26 protein-coding genes are annotated in these 23,572 nt (G+C 71.4%); 3 read left to right on the forward strand and 23 right to left on the reverse strand.

The window, feature by feature from the left end; all coding sequences use genetic code 11:
• Positions 1–186: 186 nt before the first annotated feature.
• The 6 genes from FS532_RS12090 to FS532_RS12115 all read right to left on the reverse strand — a co-directional run bounded on the left by FS532_RS12090 (position 187) and on the right by FS532_RS12115 (position 5,794).
• A complete protein-coding gene (locus tag FS532_RS12090) occupies positions 187–708 on the reverse strand; it encodes a hypothetical protein (protein WP_144754569.1) in 522 nt (173 codons plus the stop codon).
• A gap of 99 nt (positions 709–807) precedes the next feature.
• Positions 808–1,431 carry a hypothetical protein gene (locus FS532_RS12095; protein ID WP_144754572.1) on the reverse strand — a complete coding sequence of 208 codons (624 nt, stop codon included), beginning with the start codon at positions 1,429–1,431 and terminating at the stop codon, positions 808–810.
• 20 nt (positions 1,432–1,451) lie between these two features.
• Positions 1,452–2,972: a ribosome biogenesis GTPase Der gene (gene der, locus FS532_RS12100; protein WP_144754575.1), complete on the reverse strand. Its 1,521-nt coding sequence runs from the start codon at positions 2,970–2,972 to the stop codon at positions 1,452–1,454.
• A 68-nt stretch (positions 2,973–3,040) separates the two neighbouring features.
• On the reverse strand, positions 3,041–3,724 hold the full coding sequence (gene cmk, locus FS532_RS12105; protein ID WP_260852739.1) for a (d)CMP kinase: 684 nt from the start codon (positions 3,722–3,724) through the stop codon (positions 3,041–3,043).
• Positions 3,725–3,894: 170 nt separating this feature from the next.
• Positions 3,895–5,019, reverse strand: coding sequence for a prephenate dehydrogenase (locus FS532_RS12110; protein ID WP_144754581.1), 1,125 nt, complete (start codon positions 5,017–5,019; stop codon positions 3,895–3,897).
• 19 nt (positions 5,020–5,038) lie between these two features.
• Positions 5,039–5,794 (reverse strand): pseudouridine synthase, encoded by a 756-nt coding sequence (locus FS532_RS12115; protein ID WP_255257577.1) that lies wholly within the window; start codon positions 5,792–5,794, stop codon positions 5,039–5,041.
• Between the two features lie 234 nt (positions 5,795–6,028).
• On the opposite strand from FS532_RS12115, the gene FS532_RS12120 reads away from it, so the two are divergent.
• On the forward strand, positions 6,029–6,886 hold the full coding sequence (locus FS532_RS12120) for a hypothetical protein (RefSeq protein WP_144754584.1): 858 nt from the start codon (positions 6,029–6,031) through the stop codon (positions 6,884–6,886).
• 52 nt (positions 6,887–6,938) lie between these two features.
• Here the strand turns inward: FS532_RS12120 and scpB are convergent, their stop codons facing one another.
• The 9 genes from scpB to FS532_RS12165 all read right to left on the reverse strand — a co-directional run bounded on the left by scpB (position 6,939) and on the right by FS532_RS12165 (position 13,951).
• Positions 6,939–7,616: an SMC-Scp complex subunit ScpB gene (scpB, locus tag FS532_RS12125; protein ID WP_440130713.1), complete on the reverse strand. Its 678-nt coding sequence runs from the start codon at positions 7,614–7,616 to the stop codon at positions 6,939–6,941.
• Positions 7,606–8,460, reverse strand: coding sequence for a segregation and condensation protein A (locus FS532_RS12130; RefSeq protein ID WP_144754587.1), 855 nt, complete (start codon positions 8,458–8,460; stop codon positions 7,606–7,608). Before FS532_RS12130 ends, scpB begins: the two co-directional genes overlap by 11 nt.
• The gene (locus FS532_RS12135) at positions 8,444–9,322 is read right to left on the reverse strand and encodes a ParA family protein (protein ID WP_079238658.1); all 879 of its coding nucleotides are present in this window, start codon (positions 9,320–9,322) and stop codon (positions 8,444–8,446) included. Before FS532_RS12135 ends, FS532_RS12130 begins: the two co-directional genes overlap by 17 nt.
• Before the next feature lie 159 nt (positions 9,323–9,481).
• Positions 9,482–10,318: an SseB family protein gene (locus tag FS532_RS12140; protein WP_144754590.1), complete on the reverse strand. Its 837-nt coding sequence runs from the start codon at positions 10,316–10,318 to the stop codon at positions 9,482–9,484.
• A gap of 4 nt (positions 10,319–10,322) precedes the next feature.
• Positions 10,323–11,069, reverse strand: a complete 747-nt coding sequence (gene priA / locus FS532_RS12145; protein WP_144754593.1) for a bifunctional 1-(5-phosphoribosyl)-5-((5-phosphoribosylamino)methylideneamino)imidazole-4-carboxamide isomerase/phosphoribosylanthranilate isomerase PriA — start codon at positions 11,067–11,069, stop codon at positions 10,323–10,325.
• A 35-nt stretch (positions 11,070–11,104) separates the two neighbouring features.
• Positions 11,105–11,743, reverse strand: a complete 639-nt coding sequence (gene hisH, locus FS532_RS12150; protein WP_144754596.1) for an imidazole glycerol phosphate synthase subunit HisH — start codon at positions 11,741–11,743, stop codon at positions 11,105–11,107.
• On the reverse strand, positions 11,740–12,342 hold the full coding sequence (gene hisB, locus FS532_RS12155) for an imidazoleglycerol-phosphate dehydratase HisB (protein ID WP_144754599.1): 603 nt from the start codon (positions 12,340–12,342) through the stop codon (positions 11,740–11,742). The genes hisH and hisB overlap by 4 nt, the downstream gene beginning before the upstream one ends.
• The gene (locus FS532_RS12160) at positions 12,339–13,481 is read right to left on the reverse strand and encodes a histidinol-phosphate transaminase (protein WP_144754603.1); all 1,143 of its coding nucleotides are present in this window, start codon (positions 13,479–13,481) and stop codon (positions 12,339–12,341) included. Before FS532_RS12160 ends, hisB begins: the two co-directional genes overlap by 4 nt.
• A 101-nt stretch (positions 13,482–13,582) precedes the next feature.
• Positions 13,583–13,951 carry a LysM peptidoglycan-binding domain-containing protein gene (locus tag FS532_RS12165; protein WP_144754606.1) on the reverse strand — a complete coding sequence of 123 codons (369 nt, stop codon included), beginning with the start codon at positions 13,949–13,951 and terminating at the stop codon, positions 13,583–13,585.
• 237 nt (positions 13,952–14,188) lie between these two features.
• Between FS532_RS12165 and lexA the strand changes: the two genes are divergently transcribed.
• Positions 14,189–14,833 carry a transcriptional repressor LexA gene (gene lexA, locus FS532_RS12170; RefSeq protein ID WP_079238651.1) on the forward strand — a complete coding sequence of 215 codons (645 nt, stop codon included), beginning with the start codon at positions 14,189–14,191 and terminating at the stop codon, positions 14,831–14,833.
• 107 nt (positions 14,834–14,940) lie between these two features.
• Here the strand turns inward: lexA and hflX are convergent, their stop codons facing one another.
• Entirely contained in the window at positions 14,941–16,476 is a 1,536-nt protein-coding gene (gene hflX / locus FS532_RS12175; protein WP_144754609.1) for a GTPase HflX, read from the reverse strand.
• Positions 16,477–16,537: 61 nt separating this feature from the next.
• Between hflX and FS532_RS12180 the strand changes: the two genes are divergently transcribed.
• Positions 16,538–17,167, forward strand: a complete 630-nt coding sequence (locus tag FS532_RS12180; protein ID WP_144754612.1) for a class I SAM-dependent methyltransferase — start codon at positions 16,538–16,540, stop codon at positions 17,165–17,167.
• Positions 17,168–17,263: 96 nt separating this feature from the next.
• Here FS532_RS12180 and dapF read toward each other — a convergent pair whose 3' ends face one another.
• From dapF to FS532_RS12215, 7 genes are all read right to left on the reverse strand, one after another.
• Entirely contained in the window at positions 17,264–18,154 is an 891-nt protein-coding gene (gene dapF, locus FS532_RS12185; RefSeq protein ID WP_144754615.1) for a diaminopimelate epimerase, read from the reverse strand.
• On the reverse strand, positions 18,151–19,062 hold the full coding sequence (gene miaA / locus FS532_RS12190; RefSeq protein WP_260852741.1) for a tRNA (adenosine(37)-N6)-dimethylallyltransferase MiaA: 912 nt from the start codon (positions 19,060–19,062) through the stop codon (positions 18,151–18,153). The genes dapF and miaA overlap by 4 nt, the downstream gene beginning before the upstream one ends.
• Before the next feature lie 130 nt (positions 19,063–19,192).
• On the reverse strand, positions 19,193–20,686 hold the full coding sequence (miaB, locus tag FS532_RS12195; RefSeq protein ID WP_144754621.1) for a tRNA (N6-isopentenyl adenosine(37)-C2)-methylthiotransferase MiaB: 1,494 nt from the start codon (positions 20,684–20,686) through the stop codon (positions 19,193–19,195).
• Positions 20,687–20,723: 37 nt separating this feature from the next.
• A complete protein-coding gene (locus FS532_RS12200) occupies positions 20,724–21,584 on the reverse strand; it encodes a regulatory protein RecX (RefSeq protein WP_144754624.1) in 861 nt (286 codons plus the stop codon).
• Positions 21,581–22,648, reverse strand: coding sequence for a recombinase RecA (gene recA, locus FS532_RS12205; RefSeq protein WP_079238644.1), 1,068 nt, complete (start codon positions 22,646–22,648; stop codon positions 21,581–21,583). Before recA ends, FS532_RS12200 begins: the two co-directional genes overlap by 4 nt.
• A gap of 250 nt (positions 22,649–22,898) precedes the next feature.
• Positions 22,899–23,123 carry a DUF3046 domain-containing protein gene (locus FS532_RS12210; protein ID WP_144754627.1) on the reverse strand — a complete coding sequence of 75 codons (225 nt, stop codon included), beginning with the start codon at positions 23,121–23,123 and terminating at the stop codon, positions 22,899–22,901.
• Between the two features lie 85 nt (positions 23,124–23,208).
• Entirely contained in the window at positions 23,209–23,517 is a 309-nt protein-coding gene (locus FS532_RS12215) for a helix-turn-helix domain-containing protein (protein WP_027464765.1), read from the reverse strand.
• Positions 23,518–23,572 lie beyond the last annotated feature (55 nt).

Below are 23,572 nucleotides of genomic sequence, written 5' to 3' on the forward strand. Positions count from 1 at the left end.
GGACCACCAGGGCCAGGCTGCGGTCGGGGGCGGGGGTAGTGCCGACCGACTCGGAACGACGATGTCGACGTCGTACGACATCGACGAAGTCGCTTCCGCGCGCATGCAACTCCCCGCGCGTGCACGGTGCGACAAGACCGACGTCGTACGACATCGACGAAGTCGTTCCGAGTCCGCCCCCGACCGTCACCGCCGCGCGGGCTTCGGGAACGTCGCCCGCATGTGGTCGGTCGTCAGCACGTCACCGATGCCGATCATCAGCAACGAGAACACGATCTGCTCGATGACCATCCAGAACGGGTAGAGCCCCGGGATCGCCGCGATCACGAGCGTGACGACCGGGAAGATCCGGCTGAACAACCGCAGCCGCTGGTACGCCCAGTAGTAGCCGAGCTGCGCCCGCCACGCGAACACGTAGAGCGTCAGGGTGATCAGCAGCACGACCGTCGCCCGGAACCACACCGCCCACGGGATGGTCTGCCCGGCGTTCGTCAGGAGCACGGCGACCACGATCGCTGCGAGCCCCACGACCGTCTCGGCGACGAGCAGCCACCGGATCCACCGGAACGAGCGGACCGTCTCGGGGTGTTCGAGCATGTCCTCGCGGATGACGTAGCCCGCCTGGCGTCCACCGGCCAACCGGTCGAGGTGCAGACGGCACCACAGTCGGTCGGCGAGGGCACCGAGCCCGGCGTTCTGCTGCGTCACCCTCCCATGGTGCCGCATCCCGCGTCGGGAACACGCACCGAGCCCCCGGCGGGCGACGGTCAGCTGGTCGGTCGGTCAGCCGGTCGGTCGGTCGGTCGGTCACTCGGTCGGGATGAGGGCAGCACCACCGAGGACGTCGCCGGAGTCGGGGTCCAACACGACGAGCGAGCGGACCGGGTCCGGGACACCGCGGGGCGCCTCGAGGTCGAAGGTGATCGACCCGACGTCGGACGGGATCGTGCCGAGGTCGTCGTCCTCGCCGTGCCGCGTCCAGTACCCGCGACGCTCTCCGACCACGGTGCCCTCGGAGAGCAGCACCCGGACGTCGGGCAGCTCGGAGTCGTACGACGCCACCTTGAGGTCGGTGATCGTGACGAGCAGGTGTTCCCCGGTGCGCGCGATCCGGACGTGCCCCGAGGCGAACCGGTCGATCGGGAGGAGGTCGCCGGCGACCGGCGGGACGCGTCGCCACCAGGGGTCGATCGGCGATCCCTGGGCATCGTCATCGGTGGCGGGCACCGGAACCGGAGCGCCGAGCGTGTTCGACGGGGACACGCGCGTGCCGCCCTGCACCCCCTGCTCGGCGAGCGGGGTCGACGTCGCCACCGGCGTCGCGGCATCGATCCCACGCTCGGCCCGGATGGTGCGCCAGGCGAACAGGACCACGACGAGGGCGAGCACGGCGGCGGCTGCGAACAGCCATCGTCGTCTCGCCCCCGTCATGTGCGATCCCCCAGTGTCGCTCAGCGCTTGCGGCGCTCGCGCACGCGCATGTTGACGTTGATCGGCGTCCCCGAGAAGCCCCAGACCTCGCGCAGACGACGGGTGATGAACCGTCGGTACTGCGGGTCGAGGAAGCCCGTCGTGAACAGCACGAACGTCGGCGGCTGGCTCGAGGCCTGCGTCCCGAACAGGATGCGCGGCTGCTTGCCACCTCGGACCGGGTGCGGGTGCTCCTGCACGAGTTCGGCGATGAAGGCGTTGACCTTGCCCGTCGGGATGCGCGTGTCCCACGACTCGAGCGCGGTCTCGAGGGCCGGCACGAGCTTCTCGAGGTGGCGGCCGGTGCGGGCCGACATGTTCACGCGCGGGGCCCATGCGACGTGCGCGAGGTCCTGCTCGATCTCGCGCTCGAGGTAGCGGCGGCGGTCGTCGTCGAGCAGGTCCCACTTGTTGTAGGCCAGGACGAGCGCGCGACCGGACTCGAGGACGAGGTCGATGATGCGGAGGTCCTGCACGGAGATCGGCTCGGTGACGTCGAGGACGACCACGGCGACCTCGGCCTTCTCGAGCGCGGCCGTGGTGCGGAGCGAGGCGTAGAAGTCCGCGCCCTGCTGCAGGTGCACGCGCTTCCGGATGCCGGCGGTGTCGACGAAGCGCCAGACGCGGCCGCCGAGTTCGATCTGCTCGTCCACCGGGTCGCGGGTGGTGCCGGCGAGGTCGTTGACCACGACGCGTTCCTCGCCCGCGGCCTTGTTGAGGAGCGAGCTCTTGCCGACGTTCGGACGGCCGAGGATGGCGACGCGACGGGGCCCGCCGACCTCCTGCTTGGCGACGGCCGACGTGTCGGGCAGGGTCTTGATGATGAGGTCGAGGAGGTCCGCGACGCCACGGCCGTGCAGGGCCGACACGGGGTGCGGCTCGCCGAGACCGAGGTTCCAGAGCTCGTAGGCGTCGAGGTCGCGGCGGTCGTCGTCGGACTTGTTCGCGACGACGATGACCGGGCGGTCGGTGCCGCGGAGCATCTTCACGACGTGCTCGTCGGTGGCGGTGATGCCGACCGTGACGTCCACGACGAAGAGCACCGCGTCGGCGAGGTCGATCGCCACCTCGGCCTGGGCGGCGACGGAGGCGTTGATGCCCTGTGCGTCGGGCTCCCAGCCGCCGGTGTCGACGAGGGTGAAGCGCTTGTCGTTCCACTCCGCCTTGTACGAGACGCGGTCGCGCGTGACGCCGGGGACGTCCTGCACGACGGCCTCGCGACGGCCGAGGATGCGGTTCACGAGGGCCGACTTGCCGACGTTCGGGCGCCCGACGATCGCGAGCACCGGGTACGCCGGCAGGTAGGTGATGCCGTCCTCGCCGAGCTGGCCGGCTTCGAGCAGGGCGACGTCTTCCTCGTCGAGCTCGTAGTCCTCGAGCCCGGCGCGGAGCGCGGTCGCCCGCTGTTCGGCCTCGGCCTCGTCGAGCCCGGCGAGCCGCTCGCCGAGCGCGTCGTCGTACTCCGGGAAGTCGTCTCGGTCTGAGTTGTCCAGCTGCGCCATGTGGGTGTCCTTGCCGGCGACCGTTCGGCCGCGTGTTGTCAGTGCTTGGCCGCGCGTGGCCCTGGTGGTCAGTGCCCGGCCGCGCGGGCCAGGTCGACGACCGCTTGCACGGTCTGGTCGAAGTCGAGGTCGGTGGAGTCGAGCGTCGTGACGCCGTCGGCGGCGTTCATGAAGTCGACGACCTTCGCGTCCGCCGCGTCGCGACGAGCGAGTGCGGCGGAGGTCTCGGCGGCCGACTGGGTGGTGACCTCAGCCGAGCGCCGGGCCATTCTAACGGACTCGTCGGCCGTCAGCAGGATCCGGACCTCGGCGTCGGGTGCGACGACCGTGGTGATGTCCCGACCCTCGGTGATGATGCCCCGGCCATCGGCCTTGCGCATCACGTTCCGGAAGAGCTGCACGAGCCGCTGGCGGACCTCCGGCAGCTTCGCGATGTGGGCCACCGCGCCGGTGACCTCGGGCGTGCGGATCGCGTCGGTGACGTCGGCGCCGTTCACCCGGACGAAGTAGGCGTCGGGGTCGGTGCCGATCGCGTAGTCGAAGGTGTCCCAGCTCGCCAGGATCGCCGCGGCGTCGTCGAGGTCGACCTGTTCCTGCAGGGCGTGCCACGCCAGCGCCCGGTAGGCGGCGCCGGTGTCCTGGTAGCCGAACCCGAGCGCACGAGCCGCGGCCCGGGACACGCTCGACTTGCCGCTGCCCGCGGGGCCGTCGACCGCGATGACGAACTTCGCGACGAAGGCGCCGTCCGGCAGCCCGGCGGGGATCGGCGCGCTCGTGGAACCCGGCTCGCCACCGCCCTGCCCGTCGAGCCCGCCACCGGCACCGCCGATCGGGCCGGGCTGGTCGTCGGGCGTGGGCAGCCCCGTGTCGGGTCCGTCCGGACCACCGGTCACACCGGACTCGGCGGCTGCGTGCGTTTCGTTCAGGCCCATGCTGCTGCGATCCTCCATCCGCGACCCTCGAGTTCCTCGACGAGTCGCTGTTCCTGCTCGGGCACGACCGACACCTCGACGATGCCGATCTGCGCGCCCGGTGAGTGCTCGAGGCGCATGTCCTCGAGGTTGATGCCGATCTCCCCGATGAACGTGAGGAGGGCGGCGATCTGCCCGGGGGTGTCGTCGACGAGGACGACCACCTGGGCGAAGCGCTTGGTGGTGCCGTGCTTGCCCGGCAGCCGTTCGACACCGCGGTTGCCCGCGGCGATGGTCTCGGCGATGGCACGGGGCGAACCGGACCCGGCCGGGTCGTCCAGCGCCGTGAGGACACGGTCGAGGTCGTCACGGAGGTCCGCGAGCACCGGCCGGATGCGCGACGCGTTCGCGCCGATGATCTGCACCCACAGGCCAGGGTCGCTCGCGGCGATGCGGGTGACGTCGCGGACACCCCCGCCGGCGAGGCCGAGCGAGCCCGAAGGGGCATCCCGGAGCCGGGCGGCCATGAGCGTCGAGACGAGCTGCGGCGTGTGCGAGACGTAGGCGACCGCTAGGTCGTGCGACTCCGGGTCCATGGGGACGACCGTCGCACCGACGTCGAGCGCCAGGTCTTCGACCACGGCGGCTCGCTGGTAGGTGATGTCGTCGTGTCCGGCGATCACCCAGGGCTGCCCGAGGAACAGGTCGGCGCGCGCTGCCGTCGGGCCGCTGCGCTCGCGTCCGGCCATCGGGTGCGAGCCGATGTAGCGGCTGACGTCCGCACCCGCGGCACGCAGCGCGTCCAGCGGACCGGACTTCACGCTCGCGACGTCGGTGACCACCGCGTGCGGGGAGGCGGCGAGCTCCCGCGACACCACGCTCGCCACGACGTCCGGCGGGACGGCCACCACGATGAGTTCCGGATCGTCGCCAGAGGCCGGACGTCGCCCGGCGCCGTAGTCGACGGCCAGCGCGAGCGCCGCGGGCGAGACGTCGTCGAGGACGACGTCCACGCCCTTCTCGCGGAGCGCCAGGCCGATCGACGCACCGAGCAGTCCGGCGCCGACGATCCGCACGGGTCCGCGCAGCCGCCGGTCGATGTCCGGGGCGTCGTGCGGGGCGGGGGCGTCGGTCACCCGGCAAGCCTACCGATCGTCAGTCCGAGGACTCCCCGTCGTCGGCGCCCTGTGCAGAACCCTTCGCCTCGCGGGCGATGCGGAGGAGCTTGCCCAGCTCGACGGTCGAGAGCTCCCGGGTCTTGCCGATCGGCAGCGACCCGAGGTGCAGCGGCCCGAACGAGCGCCGGACGAGTTCGAGCACCGGGTGGTCGACCTCGTCGAGCATGCGGCGGACGATCCGGTTGCGACCGGAGTGCAGCGTGATCTCGACGAGCGACTCCCCGCGCGAGGACTCCAGCAGTCGCACCTTGTCGGCGGCGATCGGCCCGTCCTCGAGCTCCACACCGTCGAGCAGCCGCTGCACCGTCGCCGGGTTCACGTTGCCGCGCACCTTCGCGATGTACGTCTTCGTCACCCCGAACGACGGGTGCGCGAGCACGTGCGCCAGGTCGCCGTCGTTGGTGAGCACGAGCAGGCCCGACGTCTCGGTGTCGAGTCGGCCGACGTTGAAGAGGCGCTCCTCGTACCGGTCGACGTACTCGGACAGGTCGCGGCGTCCGCGCTCGTCCTGCAGGCTCGACACCATGCCGGTCGGCTTGTTGAGCAGCACGTAGCGGCGCGAGCTGTCGATCTGCACGGGGACCCCGTCGACGGCGATCTGGTCGGTCTCGGGGTCGACCCGGCGGCCGAGCGCGTCGACGACCTCGCCGTTGACCGTCACGCGGCCCTCGACGATCAGGTTCTCCGCGACGCGGCGAGATGCCACGCCCGCAGCGGCGATCACCTTCTGCAGGCGCTCGCCCTCAGCCTGGAGGCCCGGTGCGGCCCCGGCGGTCGCCGTCCCGTCCGCCGCGTCCCAGTCCGGGATGATCGGGCGCTCGGGCGTGCCCTCGAGCGGCTGGCCCTGCTGGTCGCGGGCGCCCTCGGGCCGCGGGGTGGTGCGGCGGTCGGTGCCGCGCGGGCCGGTGCTGCGGGGACGGTCGCCGTTGCGCGCCGTCGTGGTGCCGCCGACGTAGCGTCGGCCGTTGTGCCACACCGTGCTCGGTCGGCCGTCGGGGGCGCGGCGGTCCTCGCGGGCCGGGTCACGGCGGCGGTCGTCGTCGCGGCGTGGTGCAGGGCGCCGGTCGTCACGGCGATCATCGCGGCGGTCATCACGACGGTCGTCGCGGCCACGGTACCCACCGCGGTCGTCCTCACGGCGCGGGGCGTCACGGCGGTCGTCACGACCCCGGTACCCACCACCGTTCGCCGGACGCTCGTCACGGCCGCGGTACCCGCCGGAAGCGGGACGCTCGTCACGGCCGCGGTACCCGCCACTGGATGCCGGGCGGTCGTCCTCACGGCGGTTGAACCCGCCGCGGTCGCCACCACGGCGGTCGTCGTCACGGCCGACGAAACGGCCACGGTCTCCCCCGCGGTCGTCCCGACCGCGGTACCCACCCGACGCCGGACGCTCGTCGCGACCGCGGTACCCACCGGAGGTCGGACGGTCGTCGCGACCCCGGTACCCACCGGAGGTCGGACGGTCGTCGCGACCCCGGTACCCACGGCGGTCGTCGTCGCGGCGCGGGGCCTCCCGGCGGTCGTCACGACCCCGGTACCCGCCACCGTTCGACGGACGCTCATCGCGGCCGCGGTACCCGCCACCGGATGCCGGGCGGTCGTCACGGCCGCGGTACCCACCACGGTCGTCCTCACGGCGCCCGGAACCCGCACGGTCGTCACGCCCGCGGTACCCACCACCGTTCGACGGGCGGTCGTCACGGCCGCGGTACCCACCCGAAGCGGGACGCTCGTCACGACCCCGGTACCCACCGCGGTCGTCGCGACCCGAGTCGCCAGACCGGCCGCCTGCTCGACCGGAGCCGGCGTTGCGGTCGCGTGACGCGCCTCCAGTCCGACTCGAACCGCCCCGCGGGCCGCCTCGTCGTTCTTCCTCATACGCGGCCATCGGGGATCCCTTCGTTCTGCTCGAAGCCGTCCGCACCGTCGTCCAGGAGGGGCGAGATGAGCGGCAGCTCGTCGAGCGAGTTGATGCCGAGCTGCTGCAGGAGCAGGTCGGACGTGACGTAGTTGATGGCGCCGGTCTCGGCGTCGGTGAAGGACTCCTCGATGAGCCCGCGGGCGACGAGGGTCCGGACGACGCCGTCGACGTTCACCGCGCGGATCGAGGCGATCTGCGAGCGGGTGATCGGCTGCTTGTAGGCGACGACCGCGAGGGTCTCGAGCGCGGCCTGGGACAGTCGGGAGGGCCGTTCCGCCTCGACGAACTGCTCGACGACGTCGTCGAGGTCCTGTCGGACGTAGAAGCGCCAGCCGCCGCCGACCTCCCGGAGCTCGAACCCGCGGCGGACGGTGCCGTCGACACCGTCGAAGTCCGCCACGAGGCGCTCGATCGCCTGCCGGACCGCGGGCACCGGAGCACCGACGGCCGCGCCGAGCGACACGAGGGACTGGGGCTCGTCGGCGATCATGAGGATCGCCTCGAGCTGCCGGTCGATCGGGACCGCGTGCGCTGTGCGAGCGTGGATCTCCTGCTCGATCGCGCGGGCGTCGGCCATCTCGTCGGCGCCGCCGGGTTCGGCGCTGGACGTGTCGTGCACGTCATCCGTCATAGTCGGCTCCCAGGTTGGCGAGGCTCTCGTCGGACCAGTCCTCGGCGGTCCAACGCAGCGTCAGCTCCCCGAGCGGTTCGAACTGTTCGAACGAGATGGACGCGTTCCGGTACAGCTCCAGGATCGCGAGGAAGCGAGCCACCACGATACCCGTCTCCGAGACGCCGGCGACCAGTTCGCGGAACGAGACGTCCTCGTCGGCGCGGGTCCGGAGGATCGAGACGACGATGGCGGCCTGCTCGCGGATGCTCACGAGCGGGGCGTGCAGGTGGTCGAGTCCGACGGTGGGGAGCTCCCGCGGCGCGAACGCGAGGGTCGCCAGCGCGGCGAAGTCCTGCACCGACAGGGTCCACACGAGTTCGGGCGTCCTGGCGCGGAACCGTTCCTCGAGCCGGACGCTCCGGACGTGCCGGCGGGACTCGGTCAGCCATCGGGAGCCGAACCAGTCGGCGGCCTGCTTGAACGCCCGGTACTGCAGGAGCCGGGCGAACAGGAGGTCGCGGGCCTCGAGCAGGGCGACGTCCTCGGCGTCGACGAGTTCACCCTGCGGCAGGAGCCCGGCGATCTTCAGGTCGAGCAGGGTCGCCGCGACGACGAGGAACTCGCTGGCCTCGTCGAGCTCGTCCGCCGACTCGGCCAGGCGCACGTACTCGATGAACTCCCCCGTCACCGCGCCGAGCGAGACCTCGGTGATGTCGAGCTCGTGCTTCGTGATGAGCGACAGCAGCAGGTCGAACGGGCCGTCGAAGTTCCGGAGCCGAACCCGGAAGCCGGGCGCGGTCTGCGTGCCGGCGGGCGCGTCGGCCGGCTGCTGGACGACGGCGTCGTCAGGCGACGGCGCCACGCTCGACGAGCTCCCTGGCGAGCTGCCGGTACGCGTGCGCGGCGGCGTGGTCCGGAGCGGTCTGCGTGATCGGACGGGCCGAGACCGTGGCGTCCGGGAACTTCACCGTGCGGCCGATGACCGTGTCGAGGACGCGGTCGTCGAAGGTGTCCACGACGCGCTCCATGACCTCGCGCGAGTGCAGCGTTCGTGAGTCGTACATCGTCGCGAGGATGCCGTCGAGCGTCAGCGCCGGGTTGAGCCGGTCGCGCACCTTGTCGATCGTCTCGATGAGCAGGGCGACACCGCGCAGCGCGAAGAACTCGCACTCGAGCGGGATGAGCACGCCGTGCGCCGCGGTGAGGGCGTTCACGGTGAGCAGCCCGAGCGACGGCTGGCAGTCGACCAGGATCACGTCGTAGTCGTTCGCGACCTTCCGCAGCACGCTCGCGAGGATCTGCTCCCGAGCGACCTCGTTGACGAGGTGCACCTCGGCCGCGGACAGGTCGATGTTCGCCGGGATGACGTCGAGGTACGGCGTGTTCGTCGGCTGGATGACCTGGTTCGGGTCCTTGATCGACCCCATCAGCAGGTCGTAGACGGTGGGGATGTCGTGGGTCCGCACGCCGAGGCCCGCGGACAGCGCGCCCTGAGGGTCGAAGTCGACGGCGAGGACCTTGCGGCCGTACTCCGCCAGCGCCGCACCGAGGTTGATGGACGTCGTGGTCTTGCCGACGCCGCCCTTCTGGTTGCAGAGCGCGATGATGCGAGCGGGGCCGTGACCGTCGAGTTCCTCGGGCACCGCGAACTGCCGGACGGGCCGTCCGGTCGGACCGAAGGTGGTCTCGCCGGTTCCGGGGGTGGTCGTCGGGTTCGTGCTCACCCGGCCATCGTACCGGCGACCGGCCGCCGGGCCGGGCCGCACCGCCGTGGCGGCGACCGGCGGAGGTCGCTGGCCGCGGGGCGGACGCGAGCCGTGCCTCCAGACGGTCAACCGATGCGCGTCACGTGGGTGGGCCGCTCATCGGACTGGAGGCGCGGATCACGCTGGGCGGAGCGCCACCCTCATGCTGTCCACGCGTTCCGCGATGACGGCGTCCGCCGTCCAGCGCTGCTGCAGCCGACCGACGAGCTCCTGCACCTGCGCCTGGTCGAGCCCGGGGCGGAGCGCGAGGCCCACGGTCAGCTCCGCCCCGGCGAACCGCCCGAGCGGGTCCCCCGGTGCCAGCTCGACCCGCGCCACCGAACGCTCCCCGACGACGGAGTCGGCGAAGGCCTGCCCGACCTCCGGGTCCTCGAAGCAGGGCGTCCACGGCAGGTCCTGCCCGAGTGCCCACACGGCCGGGCGACGCAGGACGAACTCGGTCGGCGAGGTCGGGTCGAGCACGACGAGCTGGGTCTCCTCGCTCGCCGCCGCCATCGCGACCCGGCGAGACTCGGCCGGCACGGGCCGGGCGTCGGCGTCCCACGCACGCATCGCCGCCACCGAGGTGAACGCCGGCATCACGCTGCGCCCGTCCGGCCCGGCGACCGTGACGATCGAGAGTTCCTGGGTCTTGTCGACGAGCTTCCCGGTGTCGGTGTGTCCGACGTCCCCGGCCTCGGCGACGAGCGGGATGAGCAGGCGCGCGGTGCGCAGGGCCTCGACGATCGACCGCTGCGAGCCGCCGTCGGGCAGCGCGGTGATCGCCGCGACGAGCGATGGGTCGGCGAGGCCGTCGTCGTCGTCGAACGTCGTGTCGTGCTGCTCGAACGTCCGGCCGGCCCACGCGATGCCCGCGGAGTCGGCAGCGCCGCCGGGGGTGTGCGCGTCGTCGGGGTGGCCCTCGCCCGCCGGTGCGTCGGGTCCGGTGCCGCGGCCGTTCGAGATGCCCGCCACGCGGCTACTCCGAGGTGATGTCGAGGGCGGCCGGGAGCGTGAACGCCCCCGAGTAGAGCGCCTTGCCGATGATCGCGCCCTCGAGGCCGTGCGGCACGAGCTCACGCAGCGCCCGCAGGTCGTCGAGCGTCGAGATGCCGCCGGAGGCGACGACGGGCTGGTCGGTGCGGTCGCAGACCTCGCGGAGCAGGTCGACGTTCGGGCCCTGCAGCGTGCCGTCCTTCGTCACGTCGGTCACCACGTAGCGGGCGCAGCCGGCCTCCTCGAGCCGGTCGAGGACCTCCCACAGGTCCCCGGCGTCCTCGGTCCACCCACGGCTCGCGAGCGTGGTGCCGCGGACGTCGAGCCCGACGGCGATCTGCTCGCCGTACGTCCGGATCACGCGGGCGGCCCACTCGGGGTTCTCGAGCGCGGCCGTGCCGAGGTTGACGCGTGCGGCCCCGGTCGCGAGGGCGGCCTCGAGCGAGGCGTCGTCGCGGATGCCGCCGGAGAGCTCGACGGCGACGCCCTCGACCTCACGGATGGCGTGCGCGATGACCTTGCGGTTGTCACCACGGCCGAACGCGGCGTCGAGGTCGACGAGGTGGATCCACTCGGCGCCCTCGTCGCGCCACGTGCGGGCGGCCGACACCGGGTCGCCGTAGGAGGTCTCACTACCGGCCTCCCCCTGGGTGAGGCGCACCGCCTGGCCGTCGACGACGTCCACGGCGGGCAGCAGGACGAGGGGCGGGGTGGCGATGAGGTCGGTCATGGTCCTGTTCTCGGTTGCGGTGGGGTCGGACGGGTTCAGAGCGAGTCGACCCAGTTGCGGAGCAGGCGGATGCCCGGCTCGCCCGACTTCTCGGGGTGGAACTGCGTGGCGGTGAGCGGGCCGTTCTCGACGGCGGCGACGAACCGCTGGCCGTGCTCGGCCCAGGTCAGGCGCGGCGCGCGGAACGGGCCGTACGCCTCGAGCGGGAAGTCGGTGACGCCGTAGGAGTGCACGAAGTAGAAGCGCTCGTCGTGGAGGCCGTCGAACAGCACCGAGTCCGCAGGGGCCTCGACCGTGTTCCAGCCCATGTGCGGCAGTACCTCGGCCTGGATCTCCTCGACCGTGCCCGGCCACTGCCCGAGCCCCTCGACGTCGACCCCGCGTTCGATGCCGCGCGAGAAGAGCACCTGCATGCCGACGCAGATGCCGAGCACCGGCCGGCCACCCGCGAGCCGGTGGTCGACGATCTCGCCGCCCCGCACGCCCTCGAGCTGGTCGATCACGGCCGCGAACGCTCCGACGCCGGGGACGAGCAGGCCGTCGGCGTTCAGTGCGGCCTGCTTGTCCGACGTCAGCGTGACGTCGGCGCCGGCGCGCTCCAGCGCCTTGGCCGCGGAGTGGACGTTGCCCGATCCGTAGTCCAGGACGACGACGTTCGGCCTCGCGCCCGTCACAGCTTCCCCTTGGTGGAGGGGATGCCGTCGACGCGCGGGTCGAGTTCGACCGCCTTGCGCATGGCCCGGGCGAACGCCTTGAACTCGGCCTCGGCGATGTGGTGCGGGTCACGGCCCTCGAGGAGCCGCACGTGCACGGTGATCCCGGCGTTGAAGGTGATCGCCTCGAACACGTGACGGACCATCGATCCGGTGAAGTGTCCGCCGATGCGGTGGAACTCGAAGCCGGCGGGTTCACCCGTGTGCACGAGGAACGGACGGCCCGAGACGTCGACGACCGCCTGCGCCAGTGCCTCGTCGAGGGGCACGAGGGCGTCGCCGTAGCGGCCGATCCCCGACCGGTCGCCGAGGGCCTGCTTGAGCGCCTGTCCGAGCACGATGCCGGTGTCCTCGACCGTGTGGTGCACGTCGATGTGGGTGTCGCCGGACGACCGCACGCGGAGGTCGATCAGGGAGTGCTTGCTGAACGCCGTCAGCATGTGGTCGAAGAACGGCACGCTCGTCGAGATGTCGGACGTGCCGGTGCCGTCGAGGTCGAGCGCGAGTTCGATGCTCGACTCGCTCGTGCTCCGGCTGATCGTGGCGGTGCGCGCGGTCATGCTGCAACCCTAACCGGCGGCTGGTCGGCGGCGACGCGGCGCATGGCGTCGAGGAAGGCGGTCGTCTCCTCTTCCGTGCCCGCGCTCACACGGAGGTGGTTCGGGATGCCGAGGTCGCGCACGATGACGTCCTGGTCGAGCAGTGCCTCGAACGCCGCGTGCGGGTCCGCGACGCCGCCGAAGAGGACGAAGTTCGACCAGGTCTCGTAGGTGCGGTAGCCCATCGCCTGGAGTTCGGTGACCATCCGGTCGCGCTGCTGCTTGATGTCGTCGACCATCGCGAGCATCTCCGGGGCGTGCCGGAGCGCTGCGACCGCGGCCGCCTGGGTGAGGGCGGACAGGTGGTACGGCAGCCGGACCAGTCGGAACGCGTCGATCACGGCGGGGTGTGCGGCCATGTACCCGACGCGGGCACCGGCGAACGCGAACGCCTTGCTCATCGTGCGGGACACGACGAGGCGTTCCCGACCCGGCAGCAGGGTGAGCGCGCTCGGCACGTCGGTCGGCATGAACTCGGCGTAGGCCTCGTCCACCATCACGATGCCGTCGGTCGCGGCGTACGCGGCCTCGATGGTCTCGATCGGCAGCGGCGTGCCCGTCGGGTTGTTCGGCCCGCACAGGAACACGATGTCGGGCTGGTGCTCGCGGATCGCCGCCACGACCGTCTCGGGCGAGATGCGGAACACGTCGTCACGCTGCGCCGGGATCCACGTGGTCCCGGTCCCCGAGGCGAGGATCGAGTGCATCGAGTACGTGGGCGGGAAGCCGAGCACCGTACGCCCGGGTCCGCCGAACGCCTGGAGCAGCTGCTGCAGGACCTCGTTCGAGCCGTTCGCCGCCCAGATCTGCTCGGCGCTGATCGTCTGGCCGGTCCCGATTCCCTGGTCGGACCCGAGCCCGCGCTGGAGGTAGTCCGCCAGCGACTGTCGGAGCTCGGTGAACTCGCGATCGGGGTAGCGGTTCACGGTCGTGAGGGCCTGCCGAATTGACTCCACGATGTCCTCGGCGACGTCAGCCGGCACGGGATGCGTGTTCTCGTTGACGTTGAGCTGCACGCGCACGTGCTTCTGCGGAGCACCGTACGGGCTCTGCCCGCGCAGGTCGTCTCGGATCGGGAGGTCTTCGAGCGTGAATGCCACCGATCCATCGTAGGCCGCATGTGCACCACGGAGACCGGCCGTCCGGACGGTGCGCAGGCGTGCTGCTTCCGTCCGCCGCTCCCGCTCGGTTCTTCCGCCCGCTACTTGGCGGAGGTGTACTGCGCCGGGATCGCGATCTGCTCGCCCGCCTGCAGGCCGGAGCCGTCGAGTGCGTTCAGGCTGATGACGTCCTGCACGAAGTCGCGCGGGTCCGCGTTCGGAGCGGTCTCCTCCGCCAGCTGCCAGAGCGTCTCGCCCGGCTGGATGGTGACGGTGTCGAAGTGGACGTTCGCCTGGGTGTTGCCAGCGGACGCCTGCCCGCCGTTCAGCACCGCGAGGGCGACGACCAGGAGCAGGGGGATCGCGGCGAGCGTCGTGATGACGAACCGCCCGCGGCGCGTGAGGCGCAGGCGCGTACGCACGGCGCGCGCCGTGGGGCGCTGGATGTCAGCGATGGCGATGGTGCTCATGTCGTTCTTGCCTTCCCGTTCGGGTGAACCGAAGTCCTGTACCGAACATAGTTTCGAATGCGAGGTCGCACAAGTCCTGTCCGGAGATTTCTGGGGAGATTTCTGCCGACACGCTCGAACAGGTGTTTGTTCGGCGTGGGCCGGTCGGATACTGTTTCGATCGACTGGGACAAGTCAAACGGGGACCACCGACATTCCCGCGGGCACCGTCCCAGCACCGACGAAGGGCGAGACGACGTGGCGGACGAACTGCGGGTCCAGAAGCCGCTGACGGCGAAGCAGCAGGCGATCCTCGACGCGATCCGTGCGTCGATCGCCAGCCGGGGCTACCCGCCGAGCATGCGCGAGATCGGCGACGCTGCCGGCCTGTCGTCGCTCTCCAGCGTCTCCCACCAGCTCGGGCAGCTCGAGCTCGGCGGCTGGATCCGCCGCGACCCGAACCGCCCCCGCGCGCTCGAGGTGCTGGTCGACGAGCCGACGCCGGACGTCGACGGCCCCGACGTCGACGCCACGACCCTCGTCCCGCTCGTCGGCCGCATCGCCGCCGGTGTGCCGATCACGGCCGAGCAGCACGTCGACGAGATCGTGCCGCTCCCGCGTCAGCTGGTCGGGACGGGCGACCTCTTCATGCTCAAGGTCGTGGGCGAGTCGATGATCGACGCCGCGATCTGCGATGGCGACTGGGTCGTCGTCCGCTCGCAGCAGACCGCGGAGAACGGGGACATCGTCGCCGCGATGCTCGACGAGGAAGCGACCGTCAAGGTCTTCCGGCAGCGCGACGGCCACACGTGGCTGCTCCCCCGCAACACCGCGTTCGAACCGATCCTGGGCGACGCGGCCACCGTGCTCGGCAAGGTCGTGGCGGTCCTCCGCTCGATCTGACCTGCGTCCCCATCGAGGGAGCAGCAATCGTCGAGTCGAACGCGTCAACCCGACGATTCCTGCTCACTCGACGCCGTTGGCAGGCACGCGCTGGGTACGCCCCGCGGTCAGGACGCGACGGGCGCGACCACGAACGGGTCGAGTTCCGCGACCTGCCGCTGGAACACCCGCACCTCGAGCCGGGTGCCGTCCTCGACGTAGTCGACCGACTCCACGGCGCCCGCGTCGTGCAGGGACGACACGAGGTCGCCCCGGTCGTACGGGATCACGACGGTCAGCGACACGTCGGGCTCGGGCAGGCGGGACTCGATCGCCTCGAGCAGGTCCTGGATGCCCTCACCGGTGCGCGCCGAGACGAACACGGCGTCCGGCACGAGGCCGACCAGCACGAGTCGCTGCGACTCGTCGATCAGGTCCGCCTTGTTGAACGCGACGATCTCCGGGATCTCCCGCGCACCGACGTCGCCGATGACCTCGCGCACGGTCGCCAGCTGCGCGACCGGGTCGGGGTGCGAGCCGTCGACGACGTGCACGATGACGTCCGCCTCGCCCACTTCCTCCAGCGTGGAGCGGAAGGCCTCCACGAGCTGGTGCGGCAGGTTGCGCACGAAACCGACGGTGTCGACGAAGGTGAACTCGCGGCCCTTGGCGCTCTCGGTCCGGCGGACCGTGGCGTCCAGAGTCGCGAAGAGCTGGTTCTGGACGAGCACGCCCGCGCTCGTCAGCCGGTTCAGCAGCGAGGACTTGCCGGCGTTGGTGTAGCCAGCGATCGCGACGCTCGGCACGTCGTTGCGGTGCCGGTCGGCTCGCTTCGCCTCGCGTGCGGGACGGAAGCCGGCGATCTGCCGTCGGAGCTTCGACATCCGGGTGTGGATGCGACGTCGGTCGAGCTCGATCTTCGTTTCACCGGGACCACGGGAACCCATGCCGGCGCCGCCGGAGACCTGACCACCGGCCTGGCGGGACATCGACTCACCCCAGCCACGGAGTCGCGGCAGGAGGTACTCGAGCTGCGCCAGTTCGACCTGCGCCTTGCCCTCGCGGCTCTTGGCGTGCTGGCTGAAGATGTCGAGGATCACGGCCGTCCGGTCGATGACCTTGACCTTGACGACGTCCTCGAGCGCACGACGCTGGGACGGCGCGAGTTCGGTGTCGGCGATGACCGTGTCGGCGCCGGTCGCCTTGACGACCATCGCGAGTTCCTCGGCCTTGCCCTTGCCGAGGTAGGTGGAGGGGTCCGGGTTCGGCCGGCGCTGCAGCAGCCCGTCGAGCACCACGGCGCCCGCCGTCTCGGCGAGGGCAGCGAGTTCGCGCAGGGAGTTCTCGGCGTCGGAGGCGTCGCCGTGCGGGTAGACGCCGATCAGGACGACCTGTTCGAGCCGGAGCTGCCGGTACTCGACCTCGGTGACGTCCTCGAGTTCGGTGGAGAGGCCGGCGACGCGTCGGAGGGCCGCGCGGTCCTCGCGGTCGTACTGGTCGCCGTCGCCGTTCCAGCCGCGGTCGTCGACCGATCGGGTCTGGATCGCCTGCGCCGGTGCGAACACGGACGAGGCCGCGCGGGAGTCCGCGTTGCGCAGGACCCGTTCGACGACACCGGCAGCGCTGTCGTCGTTGATCTGGTCGTTCTGGTGGGTATCCGTCATCCTGTGCACAGGGTACCTCCGCGCGGCCCGGGACACACGGGCTTCCCGGTACGGTTCATCCATGGCGAACGACCACTACTTCTCCGCGAGCCCGACGTCGGACGCCCGCGAACGGCAGATCCAGGTCACCCTCGCCGGTCGGGCGCTCACGCTCACCACCGCGGCAGGGGTCTTCAGCCCGGACGGCCTCGACCGCGGCACCCGGGTCCTGCTCGGTTCCGTGCCGCCGCCCGCCCACGACGGCGCGCTGCTCGACGTCGGCTGCGGCTGGGGTCCGATCGCGATCACGATGGCCCTCGAGTCCCCCGACGCGCAGGTCTGGGGCGTCGACGTCAACGAGCGGGTCCTCGGGCTGGCCCGCGCGAACGCCGAGGCCGCCGGCACCGAGAACGTCTCTGTCGCGCTGCCCGACGACGTCCCGGCCGACCTGCGCTTCCGGACGATCTGGTCGAACCCCCCGATCCGCGTCGGCAAGGACGAGCTGCACCAGATCCTGCTGACGTGGCTCCCGCGGCTCGAGGTCGGCGGCGACGCCTGGCTCGTCGTCTCGAAGGACCTCGGTGGCGACTCGCTGCAGCGGTGGCTCGACGACACCCTCGACGCGGGCTTCCACGTGGCGCGGGCGACGACGGACAAGGGCTTCCGCGTGCTGCGGGTGCACCGCACAGCCGAAGCGATCGCGACCGACTAGGACCCGGCCAGGGCCGGGATGCGGTCTGGAGGCACGACCAGCGTCACCGACGTCGGCACGGTGATCCGTGCCTCCAGTCCGACGACCGCGGTCGGGTCAGACCGTCAGGTCACCCGAGAAGACGAGTTCCGCCGGACCGGACAACGAGACGTGCTCGCCGTCCTCCGCCGCGAACATGCGCACGGTGACGACGCCGCCGGGGACGCGGACGCGCCACGTGTCGGGCGCGCCGTTGCCGGCCCAGTACCGCGTCGCGAGCGCCGCGGCGACCGCGCCGGTGCCGCACGACAACGTCTCGCCGCTGCCGCGTTCGTGCACGCGCATCGTGATCTGCCCGACGCCGTCCTGGACGAGGGGGTCGCCGGGCAGGACGAACTCGACGTTCGCCCCCGCGGCCGGCGCCGGGTCGAGGACGGGCACGTAGGTGAGGTCGACGTCCGCGAGCTCGTCGTCGGTCGCGAGGGCGACGACCACGTGCGGGTTGCCCACGTCGATGCCGAGGCCGGGGCGCGCACGGTCGAGGTTCTTCGCGCGGACGAGGACGTCGTCCGACCCACCGCCCTCGATGCCGAGACCCCAGCGGCCGAGATCGGCTGCGAAGCCGTTGGTCGTGCGCTGGATGTCGACCAGGCCCTTGCGGCTGCCGACCGTCAGGGTCTCCCCCGGCGCGAGCTCGACGAGGCCGGACTCGGTGAGGTAGCGCGCGAACACGCGGATGCCGTTGCCGCACATCTCCGCGACGGTGCCGTCGGCGTTGTGGTAGTCCATGAACCAGGCCGCGGCGGGGTCCTCTGCCAGGAGCGCCTGCCCCTCCGGCAACGACTCGGACCGGACCGCGCGGATGACGCCGTCGCCGCCCACGCCGAAGCGCCGGTCCGCGATCGCACGGATCCGCTCGGGGGTCAGGTCGACCGTGGCGTCGGGGTCGGCGAACAGGACGAAGTCGTTGCCGGTCCCCTGGCCCTTGGTGAAGTGCAGCTCGGTCACGGGACGATCCTACGGGCCGTCTCGGTGAGTGCCGTCCGGTCGGCTCCGGTGACGTCGAGCACCTCGGCGTCGGCGTAGCGGCGGAACCAGGACACCTGGCGTCGCGCGTACTTGCGGGTTGCGATGCCCGTGGCCTCGACGGCCTGCGCGACGGTGGACTCGCCCCGCAGCACCTCGAGCGCCTGCGCGTACCCGATCGCGGCCCGTGCCGTCCTCCCGCGTTCCAGACCCTGATCACGCAGGGCGTCGACCTCGTCGACCAGACCGTCCGCGAACATGCGCGCTGCGCGCTCGTGCAGGCCGGCGATGAGCTGCTGCCGTTCACGGTGCAGGTGCAGGATCCGAGCTGGTCGCCAGGTGCGGGGCGCGGACGGGAGGCTCGGGGTGACGACCTCGGATCGGCTCGCGATCTCCAGGGCGCGGATCAACCGCCGTGGGTTGCGTGCGTCGATCGTCGCTGCGGCAGTCGGGTCGAGGGCCCGGAGCCGCTCGAGCAGGATGCCGGGGCCGAGCTCGTCGTGCTCTCGTTCGAGCTGTGCCCGGAGTTCGGGGTCGGTGCCGGGGAACGCGAGGTCGAACAGCACCGCCGACACGTACAGGCCACTGCCGCCGACGAGGATCGCGACGCCGCCGCGCCCGTGGATCGCGTCGATCTCGGCTCGGGCGTCGCGTTGGTACGCGGCAACGCTCGCCTCGTCCGTGACGTCGAGCACGTCGAGCTGGTGGTGCGGGACACCCCGACGTTCCGCGACGGTGAGCTTCGCGGTCCCGATGTCCATGCCGCGGTACAGCTGCATGGCGTCGGCGTTGACGATCTCCGCCGGGCGTCCGGATGCCCGCAGCCGTTCCGCCAGCGCGATCCCGAGGTCGGACTTGCCGGTGCCGGTGGCGCCGACGACGGCGATCAGGTCGGCGTCGGTGGCCGCGGTGGCGCCGTCGGCGTCGGTGGCCGCCGTGGCGCCATCGGCGTCGGTGGCCGCCGCGTCGCTGTCGGCGTCGGCGCCCGTCGCGTCGGTGTGGGCGTCGCCGGGCCCGCGGTCAGCGGCCGACACGGAGCGTGGGCAGGCCGAGCGAGACCGCGCGGGGGCCGTCGGCGGGGGCGGCCGGTGTCGGCACGCCACAGCTCTCCGCCTGCGCGCGGTCCCAGGCGTCGCCGGCGCGGGTGCGGCGGATCGACAGCGGCCCGGCGTTGTCGGCGATGAGGAAGTGCGGCGCGGAGCGGGTGACCTCGACCGTCACGACGTCGCCGGGCCGCGGCACGGCGGACCCCTCCGGCACGGCGAAGTGCACGAGTCGGGAGTCCTCGGCGCGGCCGGACAGCCGGTGGGTCGTGTCGTCCTTCTTGCCCTCGCCCGTCGCGACGAGCACCTCGATGCGTCGGCCGACCTGGGCGGCGTTCTCCTCCGCCGTGATGCGCTCCTGCAGCGCGACGAGTCGCTCGTAGCGCTGCTGCACGACCTGCTTCGGCAGCTGGTCGTCCATCGTCGCCGCGGGCGTACCGGGGCGGATGGAGTACTGGAAGGTGAACGCGGAGGCGAACCGAGCCTGCTCGACGACGCGCAGGGTGTCCTCGAAGTCCTGCTCGGTCTCGCCGGGGAACCCGACGATGATGTCCGTGGAGATCGCCGCGTGCGGGATCTTCGCGCGCACCCGGTCGAGGATGCCGAGGAACCGCTCGCTCCGGTAGCTCCGACGCATCGCCTTGAGCACCCGGTCCGACCCGGACTGCAGCGGCATGTGCAGCTGCGGCATAACGTTCGGGGTCTCGGCCATCGCGTCGATGACGTCGTCGGTGAAGGCCGCCGGGTGCGGGCTGGTGAACCGGACACGCTCGAGGCCCTCGATCTGCCCGGTGGCCCGCAGGAGCTTGCCGAACGCCTGCCGGTCACCGAACTCGACCCCGTACGAGTTGACGTTCTGACCGAGCAGGGTGACCTCGATCGCCCCGTCGTCGACGAGCGCCTGGATCTCGGCGAGGACGTCACCGGGGCGGCGGTCCTTCTCCTTCCCGCGGAGCGACGGGACGATGCAGAACGTGCACGTGTTGTTGCAGCCGACGGAGATCGACACCCAGCCGCTGAGCGTCGAGTCCCGCTTGGTCGGGAGGGTCGACGGGAAGACGTCGAGCGCCTCGAGGATCTCGATCTGCGCCTCGTCGTTGTGCCGCGCTCGCTCGAGGAGGGTCGGCAGCGACCCCATGTTGTGCGTGCCGAACACGACGTCGACCCACGGCGCCTTCTCGAGGATGACGTTCTTGTCCTTCTGCGCCAGGCACCCGCCGACCGCGATCTGCATGCCGGGGCGCTCGCGCTTGATGCCCGCGAGCTGCCCGAGGTTGCCGTACAGCCGGTTGTCGGCGTTCTCGCGCACGGCGCACGTGTTGATGACGACCACGTCGGCCTGGTCACCGTCGGCCATGACGTACCCGGCGGCCTGGAGCGAGCCGCTCAGACGCTCGGAGTCGTGCACGTTCATCTGGCACCCGTAGGTGCGGACTTCGTAGGTGCGGGGGCGCGCTGCGACGGTGGCCATGGTCGTCCCAGTGTAAATCCGCCGGAGCGCGCCTCGGCTACTCGAAGCGGACGGAGCCGCGGGGGCCACGGGGACCCCGACCGCCGCCGTCGAGCGCACGCTCCACCGCGATGCGGACGACACCGCCGTTGTAGCCCTTGCGCATCAGGAAGCCCGACAGGCGACGTTCCGCGGTCGCTCGGTCCAGCCCGCGGAGCTGTCCCGCACGCTTCTCGGCGAGCTCGATCGCGCGGACGAACTCGTCGTCTTCGTCATCGGCCGCTGCCTCGAGCGCAGCGTCGATCGCCGCCTGGTCGATCCCGCGGCGACGGAGTTCCGCCACCACGCCCTGACGACCGAGGCCCTTCCGGTCGTGCAGACGGTCGACGAGGTCGGTCGCCAGCGCGACGTCGTCCAGCAGGCCCACACGGGTGAGCCGCTCGACCTCGTGCTCGACGACCTCAGGGTCGAGGTCGTTCTTCGTCAGCATCGTCCGGAGCTCGGACTCGCTCACACCCTTGCGCCCGAGAGCCCGCATGCTGAGCCGTTCGGCATCGGCGCGTTGCTCGTCGATCGGGCGCGGTGCATCGACCGGGTCGATCTCCGCCCCGCCGTCGATCGCGAACACCGAGGCGGTGGTGGCGTCGGCGGTGTGGTCGTCGTCGTAGCCGTCCTGCTCCGCCCGGGCACTGCGTCCGGAGCCGTCCCCGACCACCGGCTGCAGCCACTCGGCCTGCGCTCGCGCCCCTTGGATCGGAAGCGGGATCGGGGCGTCCGCGTCCGCAGCGATGTCGCTCTCGTTGTCAGGAGCAGGAGCGTCCGTTTCGGGAGCTGGAGCTGGAGCGACGCGACGGGACCGCGCACCGAACAGATCGGTGACCGGTGCGAGGCCCGCGTCGTCGTCGTGGTCGGTCGTCACGCGCCCTTGCGCTCCGCGATCTTCGGCGCGATCGACTCGACCGGCGCCTCAGCCGCTTCGACGGACGCGCCGCCGACACCGAGCTTCGCGAGGATCTTGCCCTCGATCTCGGCAGCGATCTCCGGGTTCTGGATGAGGAACGACCGCGAGTTCTCCTTGCCCTGCCCGAGCTGGTCGCCGTCGTACGTGTACCAGGCACCCGACTTCTTGACGATGCCGTGGTCGACACCGAAGTCGAGCAACGAGCCCTCGCGCGAGATACCCGTGCCGTACAGGATGTCGAACTCGGCCTGCTTGAAGGGCGGCGCCATCTTGTTCTTGACGACCTTCACGCGGGTGCGGTTGCCGACTGCGTCGGTGCCGCTCTTGAGCGTCTCGATGCGTCGGATGTCGAGGCGGACCGACGCGTAGAACTTGAGCGCCTTACCGCCAGCCGTGGTCTCCGGGCTGCCGAAGAAGACACCGATCTTCTCGCGCAGCTGGTTGATGAAGATCATCGTGGTCTGGGTCTGGTTGAGCCCACCGGCGAGCTTGCGGAGCGCCTGCGACATGAGGCGCGCCTGGAGACCGACGTGCGAGTCGCCCATCTCGCCCTCGATCTCAGCGCGGGGCACGAGCGCCGCGACGGAGTCGATGACGACGAGGTCAATGGAGCCGGATCGGACGAGCATGTCGGCGATCTCGAGCGCCTGCTCACCGGTGTCCGGCTGGGAGACGAGGAGGGCGTCGATGTCGACGCCGAGCTTCTTGGCGTACTCCGGGTCGAGCGCGTGCTCCGCGTCGATGAACGCCGCGATGCCGCCGGCGCGCTGGGCGTTGGCGATCGCGTGCAGCGTCAGGGTGGTCTTACCCGACGACTCCGGGCCGTAGATCTCGATGATGCGGCCACGCGGCAGGCCACCGATGCCGAGCGCGACGTCGAGCGCGACCGAACCGGTCGGGATGGTGGCGACGGGGGCGCGCTCGTCCGAGCCGAGGCGCATCACCGTGCCCTTGCCGAACTGCCGGTCGATCTGGGCGAGGGCGGTCTCGAGGGCCTTCTCGCGGTCCTGGGGTGATGGCATGGGGTGCTCCTTCGTGCTCGGTGTCGGCCGCCTGTAGGCTGTCGCGTCCACCCCGGCCGGTGGTGCAGGGCCGGTGTCTCAGCGACAAGGCTTCGGGCTGTTCCCGATGACCTCGAACCTAGAGCGGGCCACCGACATCACTGCCGCCGGCCGCGCGATCTGTGGACGAAGTCCTCGTACAGCGCCGATGTGGAGGAAAGTACCACCGATCGAACACGCGTTCGAGCAACACGCCGAACACGTGTTCGGATCAGTCCCGCGGTTCGGCGAGCCCCTTGCCGTGCCGCTTGTCGAGCGGGACGTCCTGGGAGTCGCACAGCGCTTCCCAGACCCGGCGTGCGTCGATCCCCGCCGCGAGGGCCTCCGCCGCGGACCGCCCGCCGAGTTCCTCGAGCACCACGTCGCGACTGACGACGGCGCCGTAGGCATCGCCGAACACCTGGTCGACCGCTCGCCAGAACTCACTCACGCGCATCGTTCCAGCGTAGACGGCAGAGGACCACCGGACGCACGAACGCCCCCGCTGGCGGACCAGCGGGGGCGTCGTGGGGCGGTACGGGTCAGCGCACCGCGAGGTCGTTGTCGAACTCGGCGACGAGGTCGTCCGGGAGCGTGTCCGGCACAGGGGTGAGCCCCTCGACGATGGCGAGGCGGTCGCCCACCTCGCGCATGATCGTGGAGATGGGGGTGTCCAGCGCATCCGCGACGGATGCGAGGATCTCCGAGCTGGCCTCTTTCTGACCACGCTCGACCTCACTGAGGTACCCGAGAGCCACGCTGGCCTTGGACGCGACCTGACGGAGGGTCCGGCCCTTCTGCAAGCGGAAGTCCCGCAGAACGTCGCCGATTTCCTGACGAACGAGAACCATGAGAACTCCTCCTCTCTGTCGTCTCCGCGCCCGCTCGGACCGGATGGCCGAGTTC

Origin of the sequence: Curtobacterium pusillum, assembly GCF_007673235.1 — a bacterium.
Lineage (GTDB): Bacteria > Actinomycetota > Actinomycetes > Actinomycetales > Microbacteriaceae > Curtobacterium > Curtobacterium pusillum_C.

What these genes read in the sequence shown, in the direction of transcription:
- FS532_RS12095 (WP_144754572.1), bottom strand. Translation starts at nt 1,431, where the DNA reads ATGACGGGGGCGAGACGACGATGGCTGTTCGCAGCCGCCGCCGTGCTC.
- der (WP_144754575.1), bottom strand. Translation starts at nt 2,972, where the DNA reads ATGGCGCAGCTGGACAACTCAGACCGAGACGACTTCCCGGAGTACGAC.
- scpB (WP_440130713.1), bottom strand. Translation starts at nt 7,616, where the DNA reads ATGACGGATGACGTGCACGACACGTCCAGCGCCGAACCCGGCGGCGCC.
- priA (WP_144754593.1), bottom strand. Translation starts at nt 11,069, where the DNA reads ATGACCGACCTCATCGCCACCCCGCCCCTCGTCCTGCTGCCCGCCGTG.
- hisB (WP_144754599.1), bottom strand. Translation starts at nt 12,342, where the DNA reads ATGACCGCGCGCACCGCCACGATCAGCCGGAGCACGAGCGAGTCGAGC.
- FS532_RS12165 (WP_144754606.1), bottom strand. Translation starts at nt 13,951, where the DNA reads ATGAGCACCATCGCCATCGCTGACATCCAGCGCCCCACGGCGCGCGCC.
- hflX (WP_144754609.1), bottom strand. Translation starts at nt 16,476, where the DNA reads ATGACGGATACCCACCAGAACGACCAGATCAACGACGACAGCGCTGCC.
- FS532_RS12180 (WP_144754612.1), top strand. Translation starts at nt 16,538, where the DNA reads ATGGCGAACGACCACTACTTCTCCGCGAGCCCGACGTCGGACGCCCGC.
- miaB (WP_144754621.1), bottom strand. Translation starts at nt 20,686, where the DNA reads ATGGCCACCGTCGCAGCGCGCCCCCGCACCTACGAAGTCCGCACCTAC.
- recA (WP_079238644.1), bottom strand. Translation starts at nt 22,648, where the DNA reads ATGCCATCACCCCAGGACCGCGAGAAGGCCCTCGAGACCGCCCTCGCC.
- FS532_RS12210 (WP_144754627.1), bottom strand. Translation starts at nt 23,123, where the DNA reads ATGCGCGTGAGTGAGTTCTGGCGAGCGGTCGACCAGGTGTTCGGCGAT.
- FS532_RS12215 (WP_027464765.1), bottom strand. Translation starts at nt 23,517, where the DNA reads ATGGTTCTCGTTCGTCAGGAAATCGGCGACGTTCTGCGGGACTTCCGC.